General features: G+C 73.5%; 23 protein-coding genes. 13 read left to right on the top strand and 10 right to left on the bottom strand.

Going from position 1 to position 25,798, the window contains the following annotated elements:
* Positions 1-59: 59 nt before the first annotated feature.
* Together ACWDYF_RS19765 and ACWDYF_RS19770 are read left to right on the top strand one after the other, a co-directional pair.
* Entirely contained in the window at positions 60-1,508 is a 1,449-nt protein-coding gene (locus tag ACWDYF_RS19765) for an NAD(P)H-quinone dehydrogenase (protein ID WP_018565064.1), read from the top strand.
* Between the two features lie 147 nt (positions 1,509-1,655).
* Entirely contained in the window at positions 1,656-2,630 is a 975-nt protein-coding gene (locus ACWDYF_RS19770; RefSeq protein WP_381736605.1) for a DeoR/GlpR family DNA-binding transcription regulator, read from the top strand.
* Positions 2,631-2,908: 278 nt separating this feature from the next.
* Here ACWDYF_RS19770 and ACWDYF_RS19775 read toward each other — a convergent pair whose 3' ends face one another.
* Positions 2,909-4,681, bottom strand: a complete 1,773-nt coding sequence (locus ACWDYF_RS19775) for an acetyl/propionyl/methylcrotonyl-CoA carboxylase subunit alpha (RefSeq protein WP_389469675.1) — start codon at positions 4,679-4,681, stop codon at positions 2,909-2,911.
* Positions 4,682-5,046: 365 nt separating this feature from the next.
* On the opposite strand from ACWDYF_RS19775, the gene ACWDYF_RS19780 reads away from it, so the two are divergent.
* A complete protein-coding gene (locus ACWDYF_RS19780) occupies positions 5,047-5,502 on the top strand; it encodes a hypothetical protein (RefSeq protein WP_389469673.1) in 456 nt (151 codons plus the stop codon).
* Between the two features lie 8 nt (positions 5,503-5,510).
* Here ACWDYF_RS19780 and ACWDYF_RS19785 read toward each other — a convergent pair whose 3' ends face one another.
* The 4 genes from ACWDYF_RS19785 to ACWDYF_RS19800 all read right to left on the bottom strand — a co-directional run bounded on the left by ACWDYF_RS19785 (position 5,511) and on the right by ACWDYF_RS19800 (position 8,264).
* On the bottom strand, positions 5,511-6,128 hold the full coding sequence (locus ACWDYF_RS19785) for a Maf family protein (RefSeq protein WP_381736602.1): 618 nt from the start codon (positions 6,126-6,128) through the stop codon (positions 5,511-5,513).
* A 76-nt stretch (positions 6,129-6,204) separates the two neighbouring features.
* Complete coding sequence (mmpB, locus tag ACWDYF_RS19790; protein WP_257784415.1) at positions 6,205-6,333, bottom strand: morphogenic membrane protein MmpB; 129 nt, start codon at positions 6,331-6,333, stop codon at positions 6,205-6,207.
* Positions 6,334-6,435: 102 nt separating this feature from the next.
* A complete protein-coding gene (locus ACWDYF_RS19795) occupies positions 6,436-6,645 on the bottom strand; it encodes an acyl-CoA carboxylase epsilon subunit (protein ID WP_389469663.1) in 210 nt (69 codons plus the stop codon).
* A gap of 26 nt (positions 6,646-6,671) precedes the next feature.
* Positions 6,672-8,264, bottom strand: a complete 1,593-nt coding sequence (locus tag ACWDYF_RS19800) for an acyl-CoA carboxylase subunit beta (protein WP_389469660.1) — start codon at positions 8,262-8,264, stop codon at positions 6,672-6,674.
* Positions 8,265-8,377: 113 nt separating this feature from the next.
* On the opposite strand from ACWDYF_RS19800, the gene ACWDYF_RS19805 reads away from it, so the two are divergent.
* Both ACWDYF_RS19805 and ACWDYF_RS19810 read left to right on the top strand, forming a co-directional pair.
* Positions 8,378-9,274: a biotin--[acetyl-CoA-carboxylase] ligase gene (locus ACWDYF_RS19805; RefSeq protein ID WP_018565072.1), complete on the top strand. Its 897-nt coding sequence runs from the start codon at positions 8,378-8,380 to the stop codon at positions 9,272-9,274.
* 374 nt (positions 9,275-9,648) lie between these two features.
* Entirely contained in the window at positions 9,649-10,788 is a 1,140-nt protein-coding gene (locus ACWDYF_RS19810; RefSeq protein WP_018565073.1) for an adenylate/guanylate cyclase domain-containing protein, read from the top strand.
* Between the two features lie 87 nt (positions 10,789-10,875).
* Here ACWDYF_RS19810 and ACWDYF_RS19815 read toward each other — a convergent pair whose 3' ends face one another.
* Complete coding sequence (locus ACWDYF_RS19815) at positions 10,876-11,604, bottom strand: hypothetical protein (RefSeq protein WP_389469656.1); 729 nt, start codon at positions 11,602-11,604, stop codon at positions 10,876-10,878.
* A 245-nt stretch (positions 11,605-11,849) separates the two neighbouring features.
* Here ACWDYF_RS19815 and ACWDYF_RS19820 point away from each other — a divergent pair, with 245 nt between their 5' ends.
* The 3 genes from ACWDYF_RS19820 to hutH all read left to right on the top strand — a co-directional run bounded on the left by ACWDYF_RS19820 (position 11,850) and on the right by hutH (position 15,580).
* Positions 11,850-12,644: an enoyl-CoA hydratase/isomerase family protein gene (locus tag ACWDYF_RS19820; RefSeq protein WP_037887935.1), complete on the top strand. Its 795-nt coding sequence runs from the start codon at positions 11,850-11,852 to the stop codon at positions 12,642-12,644.
* Positions 12,645-12,747: 103 nt separating this feature from the next.
* On the top strand, positions 12,748-13,899 hold the full coding sequence (locus ACWDYF_RS19825) for a GGDEF domain-containing protein (protein ID WP_382846977.1): 1,152 nt from the start codon (positions 12,748-12,750) through the stop codon (positions 13,897-13,899).
* A gap of 142 nt (positions 13,900-14,041) precedes the next feature.
* Entirely contained in the window at positions 14,042-15,580 is a 1,539-nt protein-coding gene (gene hutH / locus ACWDYF_RS19830) for a histidine ammonia-lyase (protein WP_389469849.1), read from the top strand.
* A gap of 439 nt (positions 15,581-16,019) precedes the next feature.
* Here hutH and ACWDYF_RS19835 read toward each other — a convergent pair whose 3' ends face one another.
* The gene (locus tag ACWDYF_RS19835; RefSeq protein WP_389469652.1) at positions 16,020-16,439 is read right to left on the bottom strand and encodes a cell wall protein; all 420 of its coding nucleotides are present in this window, start codon (positions 16,437-16,439) and stop codon (positions 16,020-16,022) included.
* Between the two features lie 391 nt (positions 16,440-16,830).
* On the opposite strand from ACWDYF_RS19835, the gene ACWDYF_RS19840 reads away from it, so the two are divergent.
* The 3 genes from ACWDYF_RS19840 (at position 16,831) to ACWDYF_RS19850 (ending at position 20,580) form a co-directional block, all read left to right on the top strand.
* Positions 16,831-18,093 carry a L,D-transpeptidase gene (locus ACWDYF_RS19840; protein ID WP_389469650.1) on the top strand — a complete coding sequence of 421 codons (1,263 nt, stop codon included), beginning with the start codon at positions 16,831-16,833 and terminating at the stop codon, positions 18,091-18,093.
* A gap of 149 nt (positions 18,094-18,242) precedes the next feature.
* Complete coding sequence (locus ACWDYF_RS19845) at positions 18,243-19,718, top strand: ABC transporter permease (RefSeq protein ID WP_389469647.1); 1,476 nt, start codon at positions 18,243-18,245, stop codon at positions 19,716-19,718.
* Between the two features lie 166 nt (positions 19,719-19,884).
* Entirely contained in the window at positions 19,885-20,580 is a 696-nt protein-coding gene (locus ACWDYF_RS19850) for an ABC transporter ATP-binding protein (protein ID WP_381736594.1), read from the top strand.
* A gap of 23 nt (positions 20,581-20,603) precedes the next feature.
* Here ACWDYF_RS19850 and ACWDYF_RS19855 read toward each other — a convergent pair whose 3' ends face one another.
* Complete coding sequence (locus ACWDYF_RS19855) at positions 20,604-21,563, bottom strand: helix-turn-helix domain-containing protein (RefSeq protein WP_389469643.1); 960 nt, start codon at positions 21,561-21,563, stop codon at positions 20,604-20,606.
* Positions 21,564-21,776: 213 nt separating this feature from the next.
* Here ACWDYF_RS19855 and ACWDYF_RS19860 point away from each other — a divergent pair, with 213 nt between their 5' ends.
* Positions 21,777-22,817: an NAD(P)-dependent alcohol dehydrogenase gene (locus tag ACWDYF_RS19860; protein ID WP_389469640.1), complete on the top strand. Its 1,041-nt coding sequence runs from the start codon at positions 21,777-21,779 to the stop codon at positions 22,815-22,817.
* A gap of 157 nt (positions 22,818-22,974) precedes the next feature.
* Here ACWDYF_RS19860 and ACWDYF_RS19865 read toward each other — a convergent pair whose 3' ends face one another.
* A complete protein-coding gene (locus tag ACWDYF_RS19865) occupies positions 22,975-24,093 on the bottom strand; it encodes a hypothetical protein (RefSeq protein WP_026252071.1) in 1,119 nt (372 codons plus the stop codon).
* 124 nt (positions 24,094-24,217) lie between these two features.
* On the opposite strand from ACWDYF_RS19865, the gene ACWDYF_RS19870 reads away from it, so the two are divergent.
* Positions 24,218-25,372, top strand: coding sequence for a cystathionine gamma-synthase (locus tag ACWDYF_RS19870; protein ID WP_389469636.1), 1,155 nt, complete (start codon positions 24,218-24,220; stop codon positions 25,370-25,372).
* 100 nt (positions 25,373-25,472) lie between these two features.
* On the opposite strand, the gene ACWDYF_RS19875 is transcribed toward ACWDYF_RS19870, so the two are convergent.
* Complete coding sequence (locus tag ACWDYF_RS19875; RefSeq protein ID WP_389469634.1) at positions 25,473-25,721, bottom strand: hypothetical protein; 249 nt, start codon at positions 25,719-25,721, stop codon at positions 25,473-25,475.
* Between the last annotated feature and the right edge of the window lie 77 nt (positions 25,722-25,798).

The raw sequence follows: 25,798 nt of genomic DNA on the forward strand, positions 1-25,798 counted from the left end.
AGGCGTCTCCTGCCCCGGGCGGTGCCCCCGGGGGTGAGCATCTTGAGGAGTGCGGGACAATGGAGTACGTGACTCGGATCGTGATCATCGGTGGCGGACCCGGCGGATACGAAGCGGCCCTGGTGGGCGCTCAGCTCGGCGCGGAGGTGACCGTCGTCGACTGCGACGGACTGGGCGGGGCGTCGGTGCTGACCGACTGCGTGCCGTCCAAGACCCTCATCGCCACGGCCGAGGTGATGACGACCTTCGACTCCTCGTACGAGGAGCTGGGGATCATCGTCGCCGACGACACCCCCCACATCGACCGGGCCGCCCGGGTGGTCGGTGTCGACCTGGGCAAGGTGAACCGCCGGGTGAAGCGGCTGGCGCTCGCCCAGTCGCACGACATCACCGCCTCCGTGACGCGGGCCGGTGCCCGGGTGCTGCGCGGGCGCGGGCGCCTGGAGGGCATGCAGGCCCTGGACGGCTCGCGCAAGGTCGTCGTCACCGCCGCCGACGGGACCGAGGAGACGCTCACCGCGGACGCGGTGCTGATCGCCACCGGCGGTCACCCGCGCGAGCTGGCCGACGCGCAGCCCGACGGCGAGCGCATCCTGAACTGGACCCAGGTCTACGACCTCACCGAGCTGCCCGAGGAACTCATCGTGGTCGGCTCCGGTGTGACCGGCGCCGAGTTCGCCGGTGCCTACCAGGCGCTGGGCTCGCGGGTCACCCTGGTGTCCTCCCGCGACCGGGTGCTGCCGGGCGAGGACCCGGACGCGGCGGCCGTCCTGGAGGACGTCTTCCGGCGCCGCGGCATGAACGTCATGGCGCGCTCGCGCGCCGCCGCGGCCAAGCGGGTCGGGGACCGGGTGGAGGTGACGCTGGCCGACGGGCGCGTCATCACCGGCTCGCACTGCCTGATGGCCGTCGGCGCCGTCCCCAACAGCGCCGGGCTCGGTCTGGAGGAGGCCGGTGTCCGGCTGCGCGACTCCGGGCACATCTGGACCGACAAGGTCTCGCGCACGACGGCTCCGGGCGTCTACGCGGCCGGTGACGTGACCGGCGTCTTCGCGCTGGCGTCCGTGGCCGCGATGCAGGGGCGTATCGCCATGTACCACTTCCTCGGCGACGCGGTGGCCCCGCTGAACCTGAAGACGGTCTCCTCCAACGTCTTCACCGACCCCGAGATCGCCACCGTCGGCTACACCCAGGCCGACGTGGACGCCGGGAAGATCGACGCCCGCTGTGTGAAGCTGCCGCTGCTGCGCAACCCGCGCGCCAAGATGCAGGGCATCCGGGACGGCTTCGTCAAGATCTTCTGCCGGCCGGGCACCGGGATCGTGGTCGGCGGTGTGGTCGTGGCGCCGCGCGCCTCCGAGCTGATCCACCCCATCTCGATCGCCGTCGACAACAACCTGACGGTCGAGCAGATCGCGAAGGCCTTCACCGTGTACCCCTCGCTGTCGGGCTCGATCGCCGAGGTGGCCCGGCAGTTGCACGGCCGCAAGGAGACCGGAGGGGCGTAGTCCGGAGGGCGGGGCGGGGCGCGGCTCTTGCGCGTGGCATAGGCCGGAGTAGTGCTTATACCACTCCGTGACCTGCCATGCGAACAATTTCTGTTATCCGGCGCAAACTGCTGAAAGCAGACGGTCGCTGGGGTTACTGTCAGTTTCGTGTTCGCTGCTGAACGTCGCCAATTGATCCTCGAAATGGTGCGAGCGAACGGTGCCGTGTCGCTCCGTGAACTCGCCCGCGTCGTCCAGACCTCCGAAGTGACCGTACGGCGGGACGTGCGGGCGCTGGAGGCGGAAGGACTCCTCGACCGCCGGCACGGCGGTGCCGTACTGCCGGGCGGCTTCACCCGGGAGTCGGGCTTCCCGCAGAAGTCGCACCTCGCGACCGCGGAGAAGACGGCCATCGCCGACCTCGCCGCGGGCCTCGTCGAAGAGGGCGAGGCCATCGTCGTCGGGGCCGGTACGACCACCCAGGAGCTGGCCCGCAGGCTCGCCCGGATCCCGGGGCTGACGGTGGTCACCAACTCGCTGCTCGTCGCCCAGGCGCTGGCCCATGCCAACCGGGTCGAGGTCGTGATGACCGGCGGGACCCTGCGCGGCTCCAACTACGCCCTGGTGGGGTCGGGGGCCGAGCAGTCGCTCCAGGGGCTGCGCGTCTCCCGCGCGTTCCTCTCGGGCAGCGGTCTGACCGCCGAGCGGGGGCTGTCCACCTCCAACATGCTGTCGGCCTCCGTCGACCGCGCCCTCGTCCAGGCCGCCGCCGAGGTCGTCGTCCTCGCCGACCACACCAAGCTGGGCGCGGACACCATGTTCCAGACCGTGCCGACCGAGTTCATCACCCGGCTGGTCACGGACGAGCCCCCGGCCCACGACGACCGCGCGGGCACCGAGCTCCAGGCGCTCGCCGACCAGGGCGTGCAGATCGCCGTGGCCGGTCCGAGCGGCCACCCGGTGGGCGGTGGTGAGCAGGTGCCGGGCCGCGGCGAGCGCCGCAGGGACGTTCCGCTGCCCGCACCGCGCCGCGGTCAGGTCACGGGCCAGACCGCCGCTGCGCTGCGCTCGGCGGGGCTGGGGCAGGACCCCTCGGCGGGCGCCGAGCGGGCGGCCCGGGTGGCGGATCTGCGGCGGCGCTGAGCCGCTCCGCGGGGAGCGCGGCGGGAGCGCGGCGGTTCGGTCCGGTTCGCTCCGGTTCGGTTCGGTCGTAGGGGTCGGCTGCCGGTCCGGTCCGTACGGGTCGTACGGGTCGGTCGCCGGTCCGGTCCGTACGGGTCGGCTGCCGGTCCTCCGTCGCGTCTCTCGGGCGTGGTGCGGGGCGGTGGGTTTTCGTTCGTGACGACGGGAGGCGCCCGGCGGCCGCTGTCGCGGTCCGCCGGGCGCCTCCCGGTGCTACGGGTGCTGCGGGTGCTGCGGGGTCAGTCCTTGATCTCGCAGATCGCGGCGCCCGACGTGATGGACGCGCCGACGTCGGCGGACAGGCCCTTGACGGTGCCGTCCTTGTGGGCGTTGAGGGGCTGTTCCATCTTCATGGCCTCCAGGACGACGATGAGGTCGCCCTCCTTGACCTCCTGGCCCTCCTCGACCGCGATCTTGACGATCGTGCCCTGCATGGGCGAGGCGAGGGTGTCGCCGGAGGCGACCGGGCCGGACTTGCGGGCGGCGCGGCGCTTGGGCTTGGCGCCGGCGGCCAGGCCGGTGCGGGCCAGGGACATGCCCAGCGAGGAGGGCAGAGAGACCTCCAGGCGCTTGCCGCCGACCTCGACGACCACGGTCTCGCGGCCGGTCTCCTCGTCCGCCTCGCCGTCGGCGGGGGCGGTGAAGGGCTTGATGTCGTTGGTGAACTCGGTCTCGATCCAGCGGGTGTGGACCGTGAACGGGTCGGTGGAGCCGGTCAGTTCCGGGGCGAAGGCCGGGTCGGTGACCACCTTGCGGTGGAAGGGGATGGCGGTGGCCATGCCCTCGACCTGGAACTCCTCCAGGGCGCGGGAGGCGCGCTGGAGGGCCTCGGCGCGGGTGCGGCCGGTGACGATCAGCTTGGCCAGCAGGGAGTCCCAGGCCGGGCCGATCACGCTGCCGGCCTCCACGCCCGCGTCCAGGCGGACGCCGGGGCCGGTGGGGGCGTCGAAGCGGGTGACGGTGCCGGGGGCGGGGAGGAAGCCCCGGCCCGGGTCCTCGCCGTTGATGCGGAACTCGAAGGAGTGGCCGCGCAGCTCCGGGTCGCCGTAGCCGAGCTCCTCGCCGTCGGCGATGCGGAACATCTCGCGGACCAGGTCGACGCCCGCGACCTCCTCGGTGACCGGGTGCTCGACCTGGAGGCGGGTGTTCACCTCCAGGAAGGAGATCGTGCCGTCCTGCCCGACGAGGAACTCGCAGGTGCCGGCGCCCTCGTAGCGGGCCTCCTTGAGGATGGCCTTGGAGGCGCGGTACAGCTCGGCCACCTGGGCCTCGGAGAGGAACGGCGCGGGGGCCTCCTCGACGAGCTTCTGGTGGCGGCGCTGGAGCGAGCAGTCGCGGGTGGAGACCACCACGACGTTGCCGTGCTTGTCGGCCAGGCACTGGGTCTCGACGTGGCGGGGCCGGTCGAGGTAGCGCTCGACGAAGCACTCGCCGCGGCCGAAGGCGGCCACGGCCTCACGAACCGCCGAGTCGTACAGCTCGGGGACCTCGTCGAGGGTGCGGGCGACCTTGAGGCCGCGTCCGCCGCCGCCGAAGGCGGCCTTGATCGCGATGGGCAGGCCGTGCTCCTTCGCGAAGGCCACGACCTCCTCGGCGCCGGAGACGGGGTCGGACGTGCCGGCCACCAGGGGCGCGCCGGCACGCTGGGCGATGTGCCGGGCGGCGACCTTGTCGCCGAGGTCGCGGATGGCCTGCGGCGGCGGGCCGATCCAGATCAGGTCGGCGTCCAGGACGGCCTGGGCGAACTCGGCGTTCTCCGAGAGGAAGCCGTAGCCGGGGTGGACGGCGTCCGCACCCGACTCCTCGGCCGCCTTCAGGACTTTGCCGATGTCCAGATAGCTGGTGGCCGGGGTGTCACCGCCCAGGGCGAACGCCTCGTCAGCGGCGCGGACATGCAGAGCGTCCCGGTCGGGGTCCGCGTAGACGGCCACGCTCGCGATTCCGGCGTCCCGGCAAGCGCGGGCCACACGGACAGCGATTTCGCCACGGTTGGCGATGAGCACCTTGCGCACGATTGAGGCTCCCTCCTTGAAACAAGCCGAGTTTAGGGACTGCCGACACGGCACTTCGACCCGTCCCCAATGGTGAGCTTGCCCACACGGAGCGTGATTCGAGGCTCGCTCGACCCGCGAAAGCCCTTGTCGTACCTCGGTACGCAGGACTCCTCCGGAAAACCCTAGCCCCACGGTGTGGTCAAGGTCTCTGTGAGAGCGTGCTGCGGCCCACTTCGTTTCTTTGTGGAGTCCCTACGAATGGCCCAATGAATCTTTGCCCTCGGCGGAACTCTTGTCCCTTGGTTTACCCGTTAGTAGCGTTCGCGATGTCTGGACGGTACTGGCGGTAACAGGGCTCCGGGTGGAGCGGCGGTCGGAAGTGGGTGGATCCGGTGGTGCGCAGACCGGTGGCATGGGTCGTGGCGGTCGTGCTCCTCGCCGAGGCGGTCGGACTCGTCGCGCTGAACTGGATCCTGGGCGAGGTCGTGCACCGGCAGCAGATGTCCCTGGCCGGTCTGGACCCGGACGTGATGTCGACGTCCTCGAAGGCGGCCGGGCTGGTCTTCGGCCTGTACTTCGTCCTGTGCGCGCTGGCCGCCCTGCTCGTCGCCGTGCGCGGCCGCGGTCCGGCCGGGCTCGGGCGCGGCCTGCTGATCAGCGCGGCCGTGGTGCACGGGCTGCTGGCCGCCTTCGTGTGGGGTCCGGTGGGTCCCGCGGCCTTCGTGTTCATGATCGTCGTACTGGCGCTGATCGTGCTGCTCCTGATGACGTACGACCAGGAGGGGCGGGCGGCGGACCCCGCTCCGGCGGACGCCCCGGTGTCCCCCGAGGCGTCCTGAGCCGGTTCTCAGTCCCGCTTCGACCACAACTCGGTGATGCCCACGCCCAGTTCGGCCAGCAGTCGGCGCACCAGGGGCAGGCTGATGCCGATCACGTTGCCGTGGTCGCCGTCGATGCCGTCGATGAACGGGGCCGATCGGCCGTCCAGCGTGAAGGCGCCCGCGACGTGCAGCGGCTCGCCCGAGGCGACGTAGGCGGCGACCTCCTCGTCGGTCGGCTCGCCGAAGCGGACCACGGTGGAGGCGGTGGCGGCGGCGTGCCGGCCGGTGGCCGTGTCCCAGACGCAGTGGCCGGTCTGGAGGGTGCCGGCCCGGCCGCGCATCGCCTTCCAGCGGGCGACGGCCTCCTCGGCGTCGGCGGGCTTGCCGAGCGCCCGGCCGTCCAGGTCGAGCACCGAGTCGCAGCCGATCACCAGGGCACCGGCGGCCTCCGGCCGGGCCGCCACGACGGACGCCTTCGCCTGGGCCAGGGCGAGCGCCAGTTCGGCGGGCGTGGGCGCGGTGACCGCGTCCTCGTCGACCCCGCTCACGATCACCTCGGGGTCCAGTCCGGCCTGCCGCAGCAGACCGAGCCGGGCGGGGGACTGGGAGGCGAGTACGAGTCGGCGGCGCGGCTGGTCAGTCATGCGGTCAGCGTATCGGCGCGGGCCGCCCGCCCGCTCATCTCAGCCCGCCCGTCCCGGTCCGCTCGTCCCGGTCCGCTCATCTCAGCCCGATCGCGAACATCGCGAGCACCATGGCCAGTGCCATGAGGACACCGAGCCGCCGCAACATCGCCTGCATGTCGCGCAGTTCCTCGGGCGGCTCGTTGTCGGGGTCGGACCACAGCATCCCTCGATGGTCCGGCGGGGGGCGGGTCCGGCGCCTGAGTACGCGTACTCAAGTTGGCGGCCGGGCCCCCGGTCGCCCCCGCCGGGCGCCCCCGGAGGGGGCTCAGCCGGGCCAGTACGTGCGGGCCCAGGCGGTAGGGCCCGGCCGCGGGGTGCGGTGCGCGGCGATCCGGGACGGGTCGGACCAGGAGTCGCGGGGGCCGGGCGCGCCGGACGGCTCGGGGGTGGCCGCCGCGGCGCGCGCCCTGACCACCGCCAGTGCGGCGGCCAGCTCCTCGGGGGTCGGATTGCCTCGTAGGACCTTGATCGTCATGTGGTCTCCCGGCGGGCTCGGAGCGGTCAGAGGGGGATGTTGCCGTGCTTCTTGGGCGGCAGGGACTCCCGCTTGGTGCGCAGCTGGCGCAGGCCGCGCACCAGGTGGGCGCGGGTGTCGGAGGGCCTGATCACCGCGTCGACATAGCCGCGTTCGGCGGCGGTGTAGGGGTTGAGCAGGGTGTCCTCGTACTCCTGGATCAGCCGGGCCCGGGTGGCGTCGGCGTCGTCGGCCGCCGCGATGGTGCGCCGGTGCAGGATGTTGACGGCGCCCTGGGCGCCCATGACGGCGATCTGCGCGGTGGGCCAGGCCAGGTTGAGGTCGGCGCCCAGGTGCTTGGAGCCCATCACGTCGTAGGCGCCGCCGAACGCCTTGCGGGTGATGACGGTGATCAGCGGGACGGTGGCCTCGGCGTAGGCGAAGATCAGCTTGGCGCCGCGGCGGATGATGCCGTCGTGCTCCTGGCCGACGCCGGGCAGGAAGCCGGGGACGTCGACGAAGGTCAGCACGGGGATGTTGAACGCGTCGCAGGTGCGGACGAAGCGGGCGGCCTTCTCGCTGGCGTCGATGTCCAGGCAGCCGGCGAACTGCATCGGCTGGTTGGCGACGATGCCCACCGGGTGGCCCTCCACCCGGCCGTAGCCGGTGAGGATGTTGGGCGCGAACAGCGGCTGCGTCTCGAAGAACTCCCCGTCGTCCAGCACGTGTTCGATCACGGTGTGCATGTCGTACGGCTGGTTGGCGCTGTCCGGGACCAGGGTGTCCAGCTCCCGGTCCTCGTCGGTCAGCGCGAGATCGGCCTGCTCGGGGAAGACCGGCGGCTCGGAGAGGTTGTTGGAGGGCAGGTACGACAGGAGCTGCTTGACGTACTCGACCGCGTCCTTCTCGTCGCCCGCCATGTGGTGGGCGACACCGGAGGCGGTGTTGTGGGTGCGGGCGCCGCCCAGCTCCTCGAAGCCGACGTCCTCGCCGGTGACGGTCTTGATGACGTCCGGGCCGGTGATGAACATGTGCGAGGTCTGGTCGACCATGACCGTGAAGTCGGTGATCGCGGGCGAGTAGACCGCCCCGCCCGCGCACGGGCCGACGACCAGGCTGATCTGCGGGATGACACCGGAGGCGTGCGTGTTGCGGCGGAAGATCTCGCCGTACGCGCCCAGCGAGGCCACACCCTCCTGGATACGGGCGCCCCCGGAGTCGTTGATGCCGATGACCGGGCAGCCGGTCTTGAGCGCGAAGTCCATGACCTTGACGATCTTCTGGCCGTACACCTCGCCCAGCGCGCCGCCGAAGACCGTGAAGTCCTGCGAGAACACGGCGACGGGACGGCCGTCGACCGTGCCGTAGCCGGTGACCACGCCGTCCCCGTAGGGGCGGTTGGCGTCCAGGCCGAAGTTGCTGGAGCGGTGCTGGGCGAACTCGTCCAGCTCGACGAACGAGTCCTCGTCCAGGAGGAGTTCGATGCGCTCGCGGGCGGTCAGCTTGCCCTTGGCGTGCTGCTTCTCGACCGCGCGGTCCGAACCGGCGTGCGTCGCTTCCTCGATACGCCGCTGGAGATCCGCGAGTTTGCCCGCGGTCGTGTGGATGTCGATCTCTTGGCGCTCTTCCGGCTCGGACATCGGGATCGCGGCTCCCTGCCTGCTCAAAAACGGGGGGACGGTTACTCATCCGTAGAGTAATGGGGGCCCCTCCGTCCGGCAGTGCGGCGTTTCCCACACCTAGGGTGGGTTGCATGACGCCGCGAGATGCAGCAGACGACAGCCACGGCACACCGGGCGACTCCGGGCGGTCCGGCCGCTGGTCCGACCTGGACCGCCCGCCCCTCAACGCGGCCGCGCTGCGGCGCGGTCTGGTGCGCGACGGCGGCCTGTGGACCCGGGTGGAGGTCGTGCAGCGCACCGGCTCCACCAACGCCGATCTGGTGGCCCGCGCCGCGGCGGGTGAGGCGGCCGAGGGCACCGTCCTGATCGCCGAGGAGCAGACGGCGGCGCGGGGCCGGCTGGACCGCCGCTGGACGGCGCCCGCCCGCTCCGGGCTCTTCTTCTCGGTGCTGCTGCGGCCCGGCGACGGCGTGCCGGTGGCCCGCTGGGGCTGGCTGCCGCTGCTCACCGGCGTGGCCGTCGCCACCGGTCTGGCCAGGGCCGCCGGGGTCGACACCGCCCTGAAGTGGCCCAACGACCTGCTGGTCACCGTGGACGGCGAGGAGCGCAAGGCCGGCGGCATCCTGGCGGAGGGCGCCGGTGACGGCGGCGTCGTCATCGGTGTCGGCATCAACGTCACTCTGCGCCAGGACGAACTGCCCGTGCCGCAGGCCGGCTCCCTGGCGCTGGCCGGGGCCGTGAGCACCGACCGCGATCCGTTGCTGCGCGCCGTGCTGCGCTCCCTGGAGGAGTGGTATGGCCGGTGGCGCGCCGCCGACGGCGATCCGGCCGCCGCGGGCCTCCAGGAGACCTACGCCGCAGGCTGCGCCACCCTGGGCCGCACCGTGCGCGCCGAACTCCCCGGGGACCGCTCCCTCGTCGGCGAGGCGGTCGCGGTCGACGGCGACGGCCGTCTCGTCCTCGCCACCCAGGACGGGGTGCAGCAGCCGGTGGGGGCGGGGGACATCGTGCATCTGCGGCCCGCGTAGGCCCGCGTAGGCCCTCGTAGGGGAGGGGCGCGGCGCGGCGGGAGATCGGCGGCGGGACCGGGGTGGACGGGGGGGGCCGACGGAGACGAGTGGATGGTCTGTGCACCGGGCGTGCGCCTGGCGCGGTGGATGTGCGCTCCGTGCGCCGGGGTGCTCCCGGAGGGGGGCCGCAGGGGGTCCGGAGGGGGTCCGGAGGGGGCTTCCCGGGTGGGGCGCGAAGGGCGCGGGAGCAAGGGGTCGCTCGGGTGCGCGGACGGTGACGGCCCAGTTCAGGTCACTCTTCGGGGCGGACTGGCGGAGTGAGCTGGGGCACATCTGCCGTAGAGTTGAGGCCGGTCGGTACCTGACCGTGGCAGATCGGAAGGGCAGCAGGCGTGACCGTCGACGACACGGGCTCGGGCGCGCAGGACGCGGACGGCCGGGGGGATCCCCACGCCGCCGACCCCGCCGATTCCGGCGAGGACCCGCTCGCGCTCCGTCTCGAACAGCTCATCCTGGGCGCGGAGCGCCGCTACACCCCCTTCCAGGCGGCCCGCAGCGCGGGCGTCTCCATGGAGCTGGCCTCCCGCTTCTGGCGGGCCATGGGCTTCGCGGACATCGGCCAGGCCAAGGCGCTCACCGAGGCCGACGTCCTGGCGCTGCGGCGGCTGGCCGGTCTGGTGGAGGCCGGGCTGCTCAGCGAGGCCATGGCCGTGCAGGTCGCCCGCTCCACCGGGCAGACCACCGCCCGGCTGGCCGAGTGGCAGATCGACTCCTTCCTGGAGGGCCTGACCGAGCCGCCCGAGCCGGGCATGACCCGCACCGAGGTCACCTATCCGATCGTCGAGCTGCTCCTGCCCGAGCTGGAGGAGTTCCTGGTCTACGTCTGGCGGCGGCAGCTCGCCGCCTCCGCCGGGCGGGTCGTGCAGGTCGCCGACGACGAGGAGATGGTGGACCGCCGTCTGGCCGTCGGCTTCGCCGACCTCGTCGGCTTCACCCGGCTGACCCGCCGGATGGAGGAGGAGGAGCTGGGCGAGCTGGTCGAGGCCTTCGAGACGACCGCCGCCGACCTGGTGGCCGCGCGCGGCGGGCGGCTGATCAAGACCCTCGGGGACGAGGTGCTGTACGCCGCCGACGACGCGGGCACCGCCGCCGACATCGCGCTGCGCCTGGTCGAGACCATGGAGAACGACGAGACCATGCCGGAGCTGCGGGTCGGGATGGCCTTCGGCACGGTGACCACCCGCATGGGCGACGTCTTCGGCACGACCGTCAACCTCGCCTCCCGGCTGACCTCCATAGCCCCGCGCGACGCCGTGCTCGTCGACAGCGCCTTCGCCGAGGAGCTGATCCGCACGGGCGACTCCCCGGCGTCCGAGGCGGCGGCGGCCGAGGCCGCGGCAGCGGCGGAGAAGGAGGGCGCGGAGCCCCCGGTGTACCGCTTCGCCCTCCAGCCGACCTGGCAGCGTCCGGTGCGCGGCCTCGGCGTGGTGGAACCGTGGCTGCTCACCCGGCGGGCCGACGCGCCGCAGTGACGTGGGCGGGGCTGCGACTGGGTGCGTGCGGGTGCGTGCGGGTGCGTGCGTGCGGGTGTGCGTTTCAGCGGAGCCCGACGCAGGGCTTCAGCGGAGCCCGACGCAGAGCTTGATGAGCGGCAGGCACAGGCGCCCGCCGCCACCGCCGCCTGGGGGCGGGGCCGGGGGCGCGGATGCCGGTGTGGTCCTGGGGGACGGCGGGCGGGTCTGCTGCGCGGGGGCGGTCGGGCGGACGGTCGGCCGCGCGGGCGCCTGAGGCGTACCGGCGGAGGCGGCCGGGCGGCCCGGAGCGGCCCCGGACGCGTGCGTGGTTCCGGGCGGGGGAGCCGGGGCGGTGGGCCCGGCCGTACCGGCGGACGAAGTGGACGGCGCCGCTCCCGCTCCCGGGGCGGCCACGGTGCCGATCCCGCCCATGGGGAGCGGTGCGGTGGGCCACACCGACGGACCTGTCCGGCCGGGGGCGGCGAACCCCGGGGACACCGCGGTGGCGCCGCCGCCCGGCCCGCCGCCCGGCCCGGTGTCCGGCCCGTCAACCGGTCCGGTGTCCGCGCGCGGCGCCGCCTCCGCCGCCCCGGGACCGGCGGCCTGCGGCGAGGTCTGCGCGCTCTGCGGTGTCAGGCGTACGAGGCTCAGCACACCGGCGGCGAGGGCGAGGCCCCCGGCGGTGAGCAGTACCCGGCGGGGCCGGGGCCTGCGGTGCCGGCCCCGGACGCGCGGGAGGCGGAACGGCGCCCCGGGGCCGCCGACCGCGGCACCTATGGCGCCCATGTCGTCCCGGGCACCCCGCCGTCCCGTACCGGCCGTGTCCGTCGTCATCGCCGCACCCTCCCCGAACGCCCCGCGCCCCCGTCGCGCCTGGCGCGACGCACGTTATGCGTCGGCGCAGGCGGTTTCGCGGGGGTTGGGCGGGATGTCACCCGAACGGGTGGCCGGGCCGCCCCGAGTCCGTACAAGTCCGTGCGAGTCCGTACGGGCCCTCGGGGTCGCCCCTTCCGTCGTGCGCGGGGCGGCTGAGATGATCGGGACCGGATGCTGTTAACCCGCGTTAACCGGAGGGTGTCATGAGCGAGGAGCGGTTCGGGGAGTTCGTGCTGGTGCGGCGGCACGACCAGGTGGCGGAACTCGTCCTGGACCGGCCCCAGGCCATGAACGCCGTGTCCACGGACATGGCCCGGTCGATCGCCGGGGCGTGCGCGGCGCTCGCCGCCGATCCCGGGGCGCGCGTGGTCGTGCTGACCTCCACGCACGAACGCGCGTTCTGTGTCGGCGCCGACCTGAAGGAGCGCAACTCCTTCAGCGACGCCGACCTCCGGCGCCAGCGGCCGGTCGCGCGCGGGGCGTACACCGGCGTACTGGAGCTGCCGATGCCGACCGTCGCCGCGGTGCACGGCTTCGCGCTCGGCGGCGGGTTCGAGCTGGCGCTGTCCTGCGATGTGATCGTGGCCGACCGTACGGCCGTGGTCGGGCTGCCCGAGGTGTCCGTGGGGGTGATCCCCGGCGGCGGCGGTACGCAGCTGCTGCCCCGGCGGGTCGGCGCGGCGCGGGCCGCGGAGCTGATCTTCACCGCCCGGCGGCTGGAGGCGGCCGAGGCGCACGGTCTGGGGCTGGTGGACGTGCTGGTGGACGAGGGCCGGGACCGTACCGAGGCGCTGGAACTGGCCGCCCGGATGGCGGCCAACTCCCCGGTCGGCCTGCGCGCCGCCAAGCGCGCGCTGCGGCTCGGCCAGGGGCTCGACCTGCGCGCGGGCCTGGAGGTCGAGGACGCGGCCTGGCGTACGGCGGCCTTCTCGGCGGACCGCGCCGAGGGCGTCGCGGCCTTCAACGAGAAGCGCGCCCCGCGCTGGCCGGGCGAGTGAGGGCGCCCGGCGGCCCGGCCTGACGCGTGGCCGGTCCCCGGCGGGTCCCCCGGGCGCCCCCACCGATGTCCCGGTCCGCGCGAAACATCCCTAGCCTGGGGTGATGGGCGAGAACAGGCGGCTGGCCGCCGTCGTGGCGTTGGCACAGGGGATGGCCGCGGCGCACAGTCCGCGCGAGTCGTGGCGGGCGGCGGCGCTCGGGGCGTGCGGGGCGCTGGAGGGAAGCTTCGCCGCGCTCTCGGTGTGGGAGCGCGAGCGCGGGCGGCTGCGGGTGCTGGTGAACGTGGGGGAGCGCTCTCCCGGGGAGGAGGAGTTCCCGGAGGGCGAGGCGTACCCGGTGCACCAGTTCCCGGAGATCGCCGAGTTCCTGCACGAGCGGTGGGCGTCCGGCGGGGAGCCGGACGCCTGGGTGGAGACCGCCGAGGGACCGGCCGAGGGGCGGCCCGGCTACTGCCACCAGCGGGTCGCCGCGCTGCGCAGGCGCGGGCGCGGCAGCTGTGTGGTCGCGCCGATCGTGCTGCACGGGCGGGCCTGGGGCGAGCTGTACGTCGCCCGCTCGGCCGGTGCCCCCTTCTTCGGGCGGGCCGACGCCGACTTCGCCACGGTCCTGGCCGCGGTGGTCGCGGCGGGCCTCGCCCAGACGGAGCGGCTGGAGGAGGCCCACAGGCTGGCCTTCACCGACGCGCTCACCGGGCTCGCCAACCGGCGCGCGGTGGACGTACGGCTGGAGGAGGCGATCGAGCGGCACCGGGAGGACGGGGTCGTGGTGAGCCTGGTCGTCTGCGATCTCAACGGCCTCAAGCGGGTCAACGACACCCTCGGCCACGCGGTCGGCGACCGGCTGCTGGAACGGTTCGGCTCGGTGCTGTCGCTGTGCGGGGCGATGGTGCCGGGGGCGCTCGCGGCCCGGCTGGGCGGGGACGAGTTCTGCCTGCTGGCGGTCGGCCCCTCCGTCGACGAGGTGGTCAAGGCGGCCGACGAGCTGTGCCGCCGCGCGGCCGGGCTGGAGCTGGGGGAGGGCGTCGCCTGCGGGGTGGCGTCGACCGAGGACGCGGTCGGGCCGGTGCGCTCGGCCCGCCGGCTGTTCCGGCTCGCGGACGCCGCGCAGTACCGGGCGAAGGCGCTGCGCACGGACCATCCGGTGGTCGCCGGGCGGGAGGGCCCCGGCGATCCGGTGGTCCGGCTGGCCGACGAGCCCTCGCCCACGCCCGAGGCGCCGGTCGAACGGCGCAGCTTCCGGGGCCGCCCCCGGTGAGGCCCTGGCCCCAGGTGAGCCGGGTGAGCCGGGTGAGCCGGGTGAGCCGGGCGGGCCGCCGGGCCATCCGCTGGGTAAGGGGCACTCCCGGCACCCACTAGTGACACCGTCGCATTCACTGCGTACGCTCCTGAATATGGATATGCACACTGTGGTGGTGGGGACGTCCGGTGTCACCGCGTCCGACGTCCTCGCCGTGGCGCGCGCCGGCGCGCGGGTCGAACTCTCCGAGCAGGCGGTGGCGGCCCTCGCGGCGGCCCGCGAGGTCGTGGACGCGCTGGCGGCCAAGCCCGAGCCCGTCTACGGCGTCAGCACCGGCTTCGGTGCCCTGGCGACCCGGCACATCAGCCCCGAGCTGCGCGCCCGGCTCCAGCGCAACATCGTCCGCTCGCACGCCGCGGGCATGGGTCCGCGGGTCGAGCGCGAGGTCGTACGCGCCCTGATGTTCCTGCGGCTGAAGACCGTCTGCTCGGGCCACACCGGGGTGCGCCCCGAGGTCGCGCAGACCATGGCCGACGTCCTCAACGCGGGCATCACCCCGGTCGTGCACGAGTACGGCTCCCTCGGCTGCTCCGGTGACCTGGCCCCGCTCTCGCACTGCGCGCTCACGCTGATGGGCGAGGGCGACGCGGAGGGCCCGGACGGTACGGTGCGGCCCGCCGCCGAACTGCTCGCCGAGCACGGCATCGCGCCCGTCGAACTGCGCGAGAAGGAGGGCCTCGCCCTTCTCAACGGCACCGACGGCATGCTCGGCATGCTGGTCATGGCCCTCGCCGACCTCGACACCCTCTACAAGTCCGCCGACATCACCGCCGCCCTCTCGCTGGAGGCGCTGCTCGGCACCGACAGGGTGCTCGCCCCCGAACTGCACGCCATCCGCCCGCACCCGGGCCAGGGCGCCTCCGCCGCCAACATGCTCGCCGTGCTCAAGGGCTCCCAGCTCACCGGGCACCACCAGGACGACGCGCCGCGCGTCCAGGACGCCTACTCCGTGCGCTGCGCCCCGCAGGTCGCCGGTGCGGGCCGGGACACCCTGGCGCACGCCCGGCTCGTCGCCGAACGCGAACTCGCGGCGGCCGTCGACAACCCCGTCGTCCTGCCGGACGGCCGGGTGGAGTCCAACGGCAACTTCCACGGCGCCCCGGTCGCCTATGTACTGGACTTCCTCGCCATCGCCGCCGCCGACCTCGGCTCCATCGCCGAGCGCCGCACGGACCGGCTGCTGGACAAGAACCGCAGCCACGGCCTGCCCCCGTTCCTCGCCGACGACCCCGGCGTGGACTCCGGGCTCATGATCGCCCAGTACACCCAGGCCGCGCTGGTCAGCGAGCTGAAGCGGCTGGCCGTGCCCGCCTCCGCCGACTCCATCCCGTCCTCCGCCATGCAGGAGGACCACGTCTCCATGGGCTGGTCGGCGGCGCGCAAGCTGCGCACGGCGGTGGGCAACCTGACCCGGATCATCGCGATCGAGCTGTACGCCGCCGCGCGCGCCGTCGAGCTGCGGGCGGGCCTGGAACCGGCCCCGGCCAGCCGGGCGGTCATCGAGGCCGCGCGCGCCGCCGGGGTGGGCGGTCCCGGCCCGGACCGCTTCCTGGCGCCCGACCTCGCCGCCGCCGACACCTTCGTGGCCCAGGGCGCGCTGGTCGCGGCGGCGGAGACGGTCACCGGCCCGCTGAACTGAGCCCTGCCCGCGCCGGGCGGGACGGGGCGGACACCTGCCCCATGCCGGGCCACCCGCGGGGGTCCGTGCCCGCCCGGCATGGGGCAGGTGACCGTGCGCGCCCGCCCGGCAGGGGAGGGCGTGGCGGGAGGGGGCTGTGCCCTCCGATCTGCCGGGAAAGGGGCCGCCGGTCCGCCCGGCCCGGACGGACGGAAGCCGATCCGCGTGGCGCGGTCTGCCGGGAAGATCCGCGTGGCGCGGTCTGCCGGGAAGGGGACTCGCGTCGCCCGTCGGCCGGGAAGGGGCCCGCAGGCCGCCCGGTCTGCCGGGAAGAAGGCGGCGTCGCGCCCGCCCCCGCCGGGGAAGTCGTCCGCGCCCTCCGTCCCACCCGTGGGCAGGACCGGCGCGGCCGACCCGCTCAGGTCGGGTGGGGGCGCCGGAGCCGCCCCGCCAGGGGCCGTCAGAAGCCCAGGCGTTCCCGGCGTACCGAATACACCACGAAGCCGGCGCCCGCGGCGAGGAAGAGGGATCCGCCGATGACGTAGGGGGTGGTGTCGATGCTTCCGGTGTCGGCCAGCTCCGTGCCGTCGGCCGGGAGGGATCCGGCGGAGGCCGCCGCGTCCCCGGCCGTGCTGACGGCCGCCGTGTCCGCCGTCGTGTCCGCCGCCGAGGTGCGCACCGCCGTGGTCCGCATCCCGGTGCCGTCCGTCGGCGTACCCGCGGCCCGGCCCTGCTGGGTGGCCTGCGCGGTCGGTACCGCGTCGGCCACCGTTCTCGTCGGCGCGTCCCCGCTCGCGCTCGCGGAGGGGACGAACCACAGGGCGCCCAGCAGGGTGCCCGCGGCGGTGGCGGTCAGCAGCGTACGGCGAGCGGTTGACACGGAATATCGATCCCCTTGTGGCACTGGCGAATTGGCCGTGTGGGGCGATCGTAGTGAACGTCACGGGTCACGGGAAAGTCACGGGAGGTTTGAGATCCGGCCGGTCGTGGCGGGCGCCGTGGACTGTCACTCTTTGTACCTTTTCGTCCGCTCCGGGTGCACGGGGGCGGCCGGTGTGACGCAAGACACCGGGGCGGCCCGTACCGGCGGGGGCGGCCGTCCGGCATGACGCCGTCCCGCCGGGGCAGGGACTTGGCGGGGCGGGCGGCGTCCGGGGCCGTGCCGACGTGGCGAGGCCCACACTCGGGCGCCCTGGGGAACGGGACGAAACGGTCGTAGCGTTGATGATTCGCGACGGGGGGAATCGGGGGTCCTGGGGATTACGGCAACGATGGAGAAGCGTGTGATGACGAACAGTAGGCGGCGTAGGGCCCTGATGGGCTCGTCCGCACTGCTCGGCGGTGTACTGGTGCTCACGGCCTGTTCCGGCAGCAGCAACGCGGCCGGTGGAGGCGACGGCGACCCCTCGCAGGCCAAGGCCGACAAGGCCGCGGCCCAGCAGACGTCGGAGGCCCAGATCAAGATCACTCCGGCGGACGGTTCCGCCGACGCCTCCATCAACAACTCGGCCGCGGTCACCGTGGCCAAGGGCACGCTGACGGACGTCACCATGACGACCGCGGACGGCAAGGCCGTCAAGGGCGAGATATCCGCCGACAAGGCGAGCTGGAAGCCCAGCGCCCCGCTGGCCCGCTCCACCACCTACAAGGTCGCCGCCACCGCCACGGACGCCAAGGGCCGCGCCGCCCACGAGAACGCCTCGTTCACCACGGTCGCCCCGGCGCACAGCTTCATCGGCACCTTCACGCCGGACAACGGCAGCACCGTCGGCGTGGGCATGCCGGTCTCGATCAACTTCGACAAGTCGATCACCGACAAGGCGGCCGTGCAGAAGCACATCACCGTCAGCTCCTCCGGCGGCCAGCAGGTCGTCGGCCACTGGTTCGGCGCCAACCGCCTCGACTTCCGCCCCGAGCAGTACTGGAAGGAAGGCTCCACCGTCACGCTCAAGCTCGACCTCGACGGTGTCCAGGGCGCGCAGGGCGTCTACGGCGTCCAGCAGAAGACGGTCACCTTCCACATCGGCCGCAACCAGGTCTCCTACGTCGACGCGAAGACCAAGCAGATGAAGGTCACGCGGAACGGAAAGACCGTCAAGACCATCCCGATCTCCGCCGGTTCGCCCGAGCACACCACCTACGAGGGCGCCATGGTGATCTCGGAGAAGTTCACCCAGACCCGGATGAACGGCGCGTCGGTCGGCTTCACGGACTCCGACGGCAAGGGCGAGTACGACATCAAGGACGTCCCGCACGCCATGCGCCTGACCACCTCCGGCACCTTCATCCACGGCGCCTACTGGAACGCGCCGTCCGTCTTCGGCAACGCCAACACCAGCCACGGCTGCGTCGGCCTCCAGGACACCAAGGGCGCCAAGGACACCAAGACGCCCGCCGCGTGGTTCTACAACCACTCCCTGATCGGTGACGTCGTCGTGGTCCAGCACACCGGTGACAGGACGGTCTCCCCGGACAACGGCCTCAACGGCTGGAACATGAGCTGGTCCCAGTGGAAGGCCGGCTCCGCCGCCTGACCCGCCCGACCCGCCCGTACCGCGCACCGGCGCCGCTCCTTCTGAAGGGGCGGCGCCGTTCGCCGTGCCGCGGCCGTCCGCCGGGCTTCTCATCCTTCTCTTATGGCGGGCTTATCCCTTCATCACGGGACGTCCCTAGCTTGCGGCGCATGTTCTTCACCTACCTGAGGCGCGAGCTGCGCCGCCGCAGAAAGGCGGCCCTCGTCGTCGCCTCCGGTCTCGCGCTGGGGATCGCCCTGGTCATCGTGGTCACCTCCGTGTCCGACGGCATGAGCAAGGCCCAGGACAAGGTCCTCCAGTCGCTCTACGGGCTGGGCACGGACATGACCGTGACCAAGGCGGCCACGCCCACCTCCGGCGAGTCCCAGCGCCCGCGCTTCAAGTTCGACGCGAAGGGCGACGGCGACAGCTCCAGCCAGAGCAGCGACATGGTCCGGGCGCAGGGCTTCACCACCCTGCCCGCCGCCACGGTGACCCAGGTCGCCGGGCAGAAGGGCGTCTCCGCCGCCGTCGGCGGGCTCAGCCTCAATGTCGTCAAGGTCGACGGCCAGTTCACCCGCGGCCAGTTCCGGATGCGCGACGGTGAGAGCGGCGGGGGCGGCGAGGGCGGCCGACGCGGCGCCCAGCCCACCCCGCAGGGCGAGGTCGAGGGCGGCGGTGCCGACTTCGACGTCAACCAGTACACGGTCTACGGCACCGACGTCACCCAGCCCGCGCTCGGCCCGCTGACCTCCTCGAAGATCACCGGCGGCCGCACCTTCAAGACCACCGAGACCGACGCCGAGGTCGCCGTCGCCGACGCGGCCTACGCCAAGGAGAAGAAGCTCGCGGTCGGCTCCACGGTCACCGTCAAGAACGTGAAGTACCAGGTGATCGGCATCGCCACCGCCACCAGCGGCGACGCGGCGGCCAACCTCTACCTGCCGCTGAAGCAGGCGCAGACGCTCAGCGGCGACAAGGACAAGGTCACCACGGTCTACGTCAAGGCGGCCGGCTCCCAGCAGATCGACTCCGTCAAGAGCGCCATCCAGAAGAACGTCCCGGGGACCACGGTCACCACCTCCGCCGACCTCGCGAAGACCGTCTCCGGATCCCTGTCCACCGCCTCCGACCTGGCCTCCAACGTCGGCAAGTGGCTGTCCGTCGCGGTGCTGATCGCCGCGTTCCTGGTCGCCGGGCTGCTGACCTCCTCGGCGGTCTCCCGCCGGGTGCGCGAGTTCGGCACGCTCAAGGCGCTGGGCTGGCGGTCCGGCCGGGTGACCCGGCAGGTGGTCGGCGAGGCCGTCGTCAACGGCCTGATCGGCGGTGTCCTCGGCATCGCGCTCGGCCTGGCGGGCGCGTACGCCGTGAGCGCGATCAGCCCGACGCTCCAGGCACAGCTCGGCTCCTCGGGCGCGGGCTCCGGCGGGCGCGGCGGTTTCGGCGGCGGGGGCGGAGGCGGCTTCGGCGGTCCCGGCCGACAGGCGGCGAAGTCCCTCGACGTCGCGCTCACCGCGCCGGTGGGTCTCACCACCATCGCCGTCGCGGTCGGCCTCGCGGTGGCCGGCGGCCTCATCGCGGGCGCGTTCGGCGGCTGGCGCGCCTCACGGCTGCGCCCGGCGGACGCACTGCGCCGCGTCGCGTAGCACCCGCACGCCCGCGTACGCAGGGCCCCGCGCCCGCGTACGGGGTCCCGTGCCCCATGTGCCGCGCGCCCGCGTACGGAGGCTCCCGTGGTCTCCGTACGCCCCCGGCGTCCGCGCCCCCCGCCCTCCGCCCTCCGTCCTCTCCAGCAGCCCAGGAGCCATCCACATGTACGAACTCAGAGGCGTCACCAAGCACTACACCCGGGGCAAGCAGACCGTCCACGCCCTCGACGGGGTCGACCTGACCATCGGCGACGGCGACCGGCTGGTCATCCAGGGACCCACCGGCGGCGGCAAGTCGACCCTGCTCCAGATGCTCGGCGGACTGGACCGGCCGACCTCGGGCGAGGTCGTGCTCGACGGCACCGACCTCGCCGCACTCTCCGAGGCCCGGCTCACCCGGGTGCGCAGCGAGAACATCGGCTTCGTCTTCCAGTCCTTCAATCTGATCCCCACGCTGACCGCGCAGGAGAACGTGGAGACCGCCCTCGTCCCGCTCCGCGTCAAGGCCCGCGAACGCCGCGAACGCGCCGCCGAGGCGCTGACGTCGGTCGGCCTCGGCGAACGGCTCGGCCATCTGCCCGGCGAGATGTCCGGCGGCCAGCAGCAGCGCGTCGCCATCGCCCGCGCGCTGGTCAAGCGGCCCAAGGTGCTGCTCGCCGACGAACCCACCGGCAACCTGGACGAGTCGACCCGCGACGAGATCATGGGCGTGCTCGAAGGTCTGTGGAAGGAGCACGGGCTGACGTTCGTCATGGTCACCCACGACTCCACGATCGCGAAGAGGGCCCCGCGCCTGGCGACCCTGCGCAAGGGCCGCATCACCGTCAAGGAGAACACCGCGGGCCCGGTCACGGCCTGACCCGCGCACGCCCCCCGGCGCCGCTACGGCGTCGGGCTGCCGCTCCCCGTCCGTGTCGCGTCCGCGCCCCAGCTGGCCAGCAGGCGCAGCGACTCGACCGACGGGGAGTCCGGCTCGGGGTGGTAGACGGTCATGGTCAGCTCACCGGCGTCGGCGACCTTGAACGACTCGTAGCGCAGGGCCAGTTCGCCGACGAGCGGATGGCGCAGCAGCTTGACGCCGTGGCTCTTCTCCTTGACGTCGTGCGTGGCCCACAGACGGCGGAAGTCCTCGCTCTTCACGGACAGTTCACCGACCAGCGCCGACAGCCGCGGGTCGTCCGGATAGCAGCCGGCCTCCATGTGCAGCGAGAGCACGACGTCGATCGCCTTCTGCTCCCAGTCGGCGTACAGGTCGCGGGTCTCCGGATGCAGGAAGACCAGCCGGGCCCAGTTCCGCTCCGGGGCGGGCAGCCGGGACCAGTCGCCGAAGACGGCCGCCGCCATCCGGTTCCAGGCCAGCAGCTCCGAGCGGCGCCCGACGATGTACGCCGGGACGCCGTCCATCGTGTCCAGAAGCTGCCGCAGCGAGGGCCGCACCTGCTGGGTCGGCGCGCTCTGCCGCTTCTTGTGCTTGGGCTTGGCCAGATGGGTCAGATGGGCGTGCTCGGCGTCGGTCAGGCGCAGCGCGCGGGCGATGGAGTCCAGCACCTCGGCGGAGACATTGCGGCCGTTGCCCTGCTCCAGACGCGTGTAGTACGCCACCGAGACCCCGGCGAGCTGGGCCAGCTCCTCGCGGCGCAGCCCGGGGACCCGGCGGTGGCGCCCGTAGTGCGGCAGCCCGACGTCCTCCGGCCGCAGCCGGGCGCGGCGGGTCCGCAGGAACTCGCTCAGCTCGGCCCGGCGCTCCAGACCGGCCCCGGCGTCCACGCCGACGCCCCGGCCGACTCCGGGGGCGGCTCCGGGACCGGCTCCGGGGGCGGCGCTGTCCGGCTTGTCGTCCATACGTCCAGTATCACCGGTCCTACGCACCGCATCCTGCCCCCGCCAGTGGTAGGCACGCTGGTCGTAGGCAGAGGCGTGGCCTGGGTGAACGGCGCGCGAGCGGGCACTGTGGAGGGCGTGCCCGGCACGAAGGCAATGGCAGCACGAGGCAGCCGCGAGGCAGCCCGGAAGGCAGCCGGGCACGGCAGGCAACCACCGAGGAGAACCCTCCGTATGACCACCGTCGCCGCATACGCCGCGCCCGCAGCGAAGGCACCGCTGGAGCGCACCACCATCGAACGCCGGGCAGTCGGCGAGTTCGATGTGCTGATCGACATCAAGTTCGCGGGCATCTGCCACTCGGACATCCACCAGGCCCGCGAAGGCTGGGGCGAGGCCGTCTTCCCGATGGTCCCCGGCCACGAGATCGCGGGTGTCGTCTCCGAGGTCGGCCCCGGCGTCACCCGCCACGCCGTCGGGGACCGGGTGGGCGTCGGCTGCATGGTCGACTCCTGCCGCACCTGCGAGAACTGCGCCGCGGGCCTGGAGCAGTACTGCACCAGCCGCCCCACCTGGACGTACAACGCCGTCGGCAAGGACGGGAAGCCCACCTACGGCGGCTACTCGCAGAAGATCGTGGTCGACGAGAACTACGTCGTCCGCATCCCCGACGGCCTGGCCCTGGACGTGGCCGCCCCGCTGCTGTGCGCCGGCATCACCACGTACTCCCCGCTGAGGCACTGGAACACCGGCCCCGGCAAGAAGGTCGCCGTGGTGGGCTTCGGCGGCCTGGGCCATGTCGGCGTCAAGCTCGCCCACGCGCTCGGCGCGGAGGTGACCGTCCTCTCGCAGTCCCTGCGCAAGCAGGACGACGGGCTGCGCCTGGGCGCCGACCACTACCACGCCACCAGCGACCCGGAGACGTTCGAGCGGCTCAAGGGCAGCTTCGACCTGATCCTCAACACGGTCTCGGCGCCGCTCGACTTCCCGGCCTTCCTGTCCCTGCTGCGCCTGGACGGCGCCATGGTGAACGTCGGCCTGCCCGAGGAGCCGGTGCAGATCCCCTACGGCGCCCTCTTCGGCAACCGCCGCAACCTCACCAGCTCCAACATCGGCGGCATCGCCGAGACCCAGGCGATGCTCGACTTCTGCGCCGCCCACGGCATCGGCGCCGAGATCGAACTGATCGACGCGTCCCGCGTCAACGAGGCGTACGAACGCGTCGAGTCCAGCGACGTCCGCTACCGCTTCGTGATCGACACCTCGACGATCTGACCCCGACCGGCCCCGGGACCGGACCCGGTCCCGGTCCCACCGCCTCCGCCCGCACCGCGCGGGCGGGGGCGGTGGCGCGTCGCCTCCGGGCGGAGCGGGCCGGTGCCGTCCGGCGACGGCCCCGGCCCCGACCGGTCGTCGGGTGCCCCCGGCCGGGTCACTGCGGCAGGGTCGCCGGGCTTCCGCCGTTCGCCTCGTAGCCGGCCACCGCGAGGGCGCGGTAGACGGCGAACTCGGCGGCGGGGTCCTCGGAGAGGATCCAGGGGAGGGCGCCGACATGGCCGTCGACGTGTATGAGCTGGTTCATGGCCTCGGCCCAGCGCTCGGAGCGGACCAGGAAGAAGACGAGCAGATGGCGCACGTGCGCGGCCATCGGGTCGCCGGGGCGGGCGCCGTGGAGGGCGTGCAGGGCGCCGTGGACCGCCTTGGTGACGACCTCGCTCTGGTAGAAGCCGCGGACCAGGTTCACCTCCGGCAGGTGCTCGAAGACCGCGAAGAGCGGCATGGCGGCCAGCAGCGAGCCCCGCGGGGCGCGCGCCGCGGCGGCCTCGGCGAACTCCATGGCCAGCTCCCGCGAGCCCTGCCACTTCTCGCACCAGTAGTGCAGCGCCGCCAGATGGGCGCCCATGTGGGTGGGGGCGCGGTCCAGGATCTTCAGCCAGAGCTGCTCGAACTCCGGCCGGGAATAGGCCAGGCCGCGCGCCACCGACAGCTCGGTGATGTACGGCACGGGGTCGCCGGGGGCCAGCAGCGCGGCCCGGCCGCAGGACTCCCTGGCCTCCTCCATGATGATCCGGAACTCGTCCGTCCCCGGCGTCGACGTCCGCCACGCCTGCTGCACCAGGAACTCGGCGTGCACCGCCGCGCCGCCCGCGTCCTTGGGCGCCTCGGCCCGCCACACCCGCAGCCACTGGCCGCCGGGCGTCTCGCTGACCCCGCCCGGACGCTGCTGCAACTCCAGCGAGGCGGCACCGGCGAACGCCTGCACGCGCTGCCAGCGCAGCTCGCCCGCCGCCTCGGTGCCCGCCAGCAGCTGGGCCGCGGCGCGGTAGTCCTGGGTGCGCTGCACCAGGTCCAGCACGTCCAGCAGGTCCTGGTCGGGGCCGGGCATGCGGACGTCCAGCTCCTCCTGGCGCACGAACCCGTAGTCCGCCGGGTCCGCGGCGTCCGGGTGTCCCGGCGGGACCTGCTCGATGCCGCCGCGCCTGCGCCTGAGGAAGGGCAGCAGCACGAAGCTCAGCAGGACCACTGCTGTCAGGACCCAGAGAATCTCCATGCCTCAAGCGAACCAGACCGCGCCGACAATTGGCCAACCTGCGCCCCGGCCTGTGGACAACCCCGGCACCGCCGCCGCGCCCGGTGTCCCGCGCCGGTGCCCCGGGAGCACTACGCTCGGGCCCATGAGCGACGAGCACATCAGTCAGCACTTCGAGACCCTCGCGATCCACGCGGGCAACACCGCCGATCCCCTCACCGGCGCGGTCGTCCCGCCGATCTACCAGGTCTCGACCTACAAGCAGGACGGCGTGGGCGGTCTGCGCGGCGGCTACGAGTACAGCCGCAGCGCCAACCCCACCAGGACCGCCCTGGAGGAGAACCTCGCCGCCCTGGAGGGCGGCCGCCGGGGCCTCGCGTTCGCGTCCGGGCTGGCGGCCGAGGACTGCCTGCTGCGCACGCTGCTCGCCCCGGGCGACCACGTCGTGATCCCGAACGACGCCTACGGCGGCACGTTCCGCCTGTTCGCCAAGGTCGTCTCCCGGTGGGGCGTGGAGTGGTCGGTCGCCGACACCAGCGACCCGGCCGCCGTACGGGCCGCCCTCACCCCGCGGACCAAGGTCGTGTGGGTGGAGACGCCCTCCAACCCGCTGCTCGGCATCACCGACATCGCCGCCGTCGCCCAGGTCGCCCGGGACGCCGGGGCGAAGCTGGTCGTGGACAACACCTTCGCCACCCCCTACCTCCAGCAGCCGCTGGCGCTCGGCGCCGACGTGGTCGTGCACTCGCTGACCAAGTACATGGGCGGCCACTCGGACGTCGTCGGCGGCGCGCTGATCGTGAGCGACATCGCACTCGGGGACGAGCTGGCGTACCACCAGAACGCCATGGGCGCGGTCGCCGGGCCCTTCGACTCCTGGCTGGTGCTGCGCGGCACCAAGACGCTCGCGGTCCGCATGGACCGGCACAGCGAGAACGCCGCGAAGGTCGCCGACATGCTGTCCCGGCACCCGCGGGTGACGCGGGTCCTGTACCCGGGGCTGCCCGACCACCCGGGACACGAGGTCGCCGCCAAGCAGATGAAGGCGTTCGGCGGCATGGTCTCCTTCCGCGTCGAGGGCGGCGAGGAGGCGGCCGTGGCGGTCTGCGACCGGGCGAAGGTGTTCACGCTCGGCGAGTCGCTGGGCGGTGTCGAGTCCCTGATCGAGCACCCGGGGCGCATGACCCACGCCTCCGCGGCGGGCTCCGCCCTGGAGGTCCCGGCCGACCTGGTCCGGCTCTCCGTGGGCATCGAGAACGTCGACGACCTGCTGGAGGACCTCCAGCAGGCCCTCGGCTAGCCGGTACGAGGCGGTACGAGGCCGCACGAGCCGCTGGTGGGGCGCCGCCCGGTGCCCCACCGGCGAGCCCTCGGCGCCGCACCGGCCGCCGCCCGCTGTCTCACCAGCCGGTCACGGGCGGGGTCGTCTGCGAGGGCGGCTGTGCCCAGGGGCGTACCGTCAGCGCCCACACGGTGAACGCCGCCACCGCGGCGCACAGCACCAGCCACAGGGCGCGCCGGGCCACCGCCCGGCGGCGCAGCATGCGCCCGCCGCGGCGCACGGCGTCCTCGTACAGCCCGGCGGGCACCTGCGGCGGTGTCTGCTCCAGGAGCCGCCGTACGGCCGCCTCACGCTCCGCTCTGTTCACATCCGCCCCCGTCTCACATCCGCCCCCGTCGGTCCCTCTGCGCCTGCGGCCTGCGTTCCCCGTCCCCGCGTCCGCGG

It is taken from the genome of Streptomyces sp. NPDC003284 (assembly GCF_053589675.1).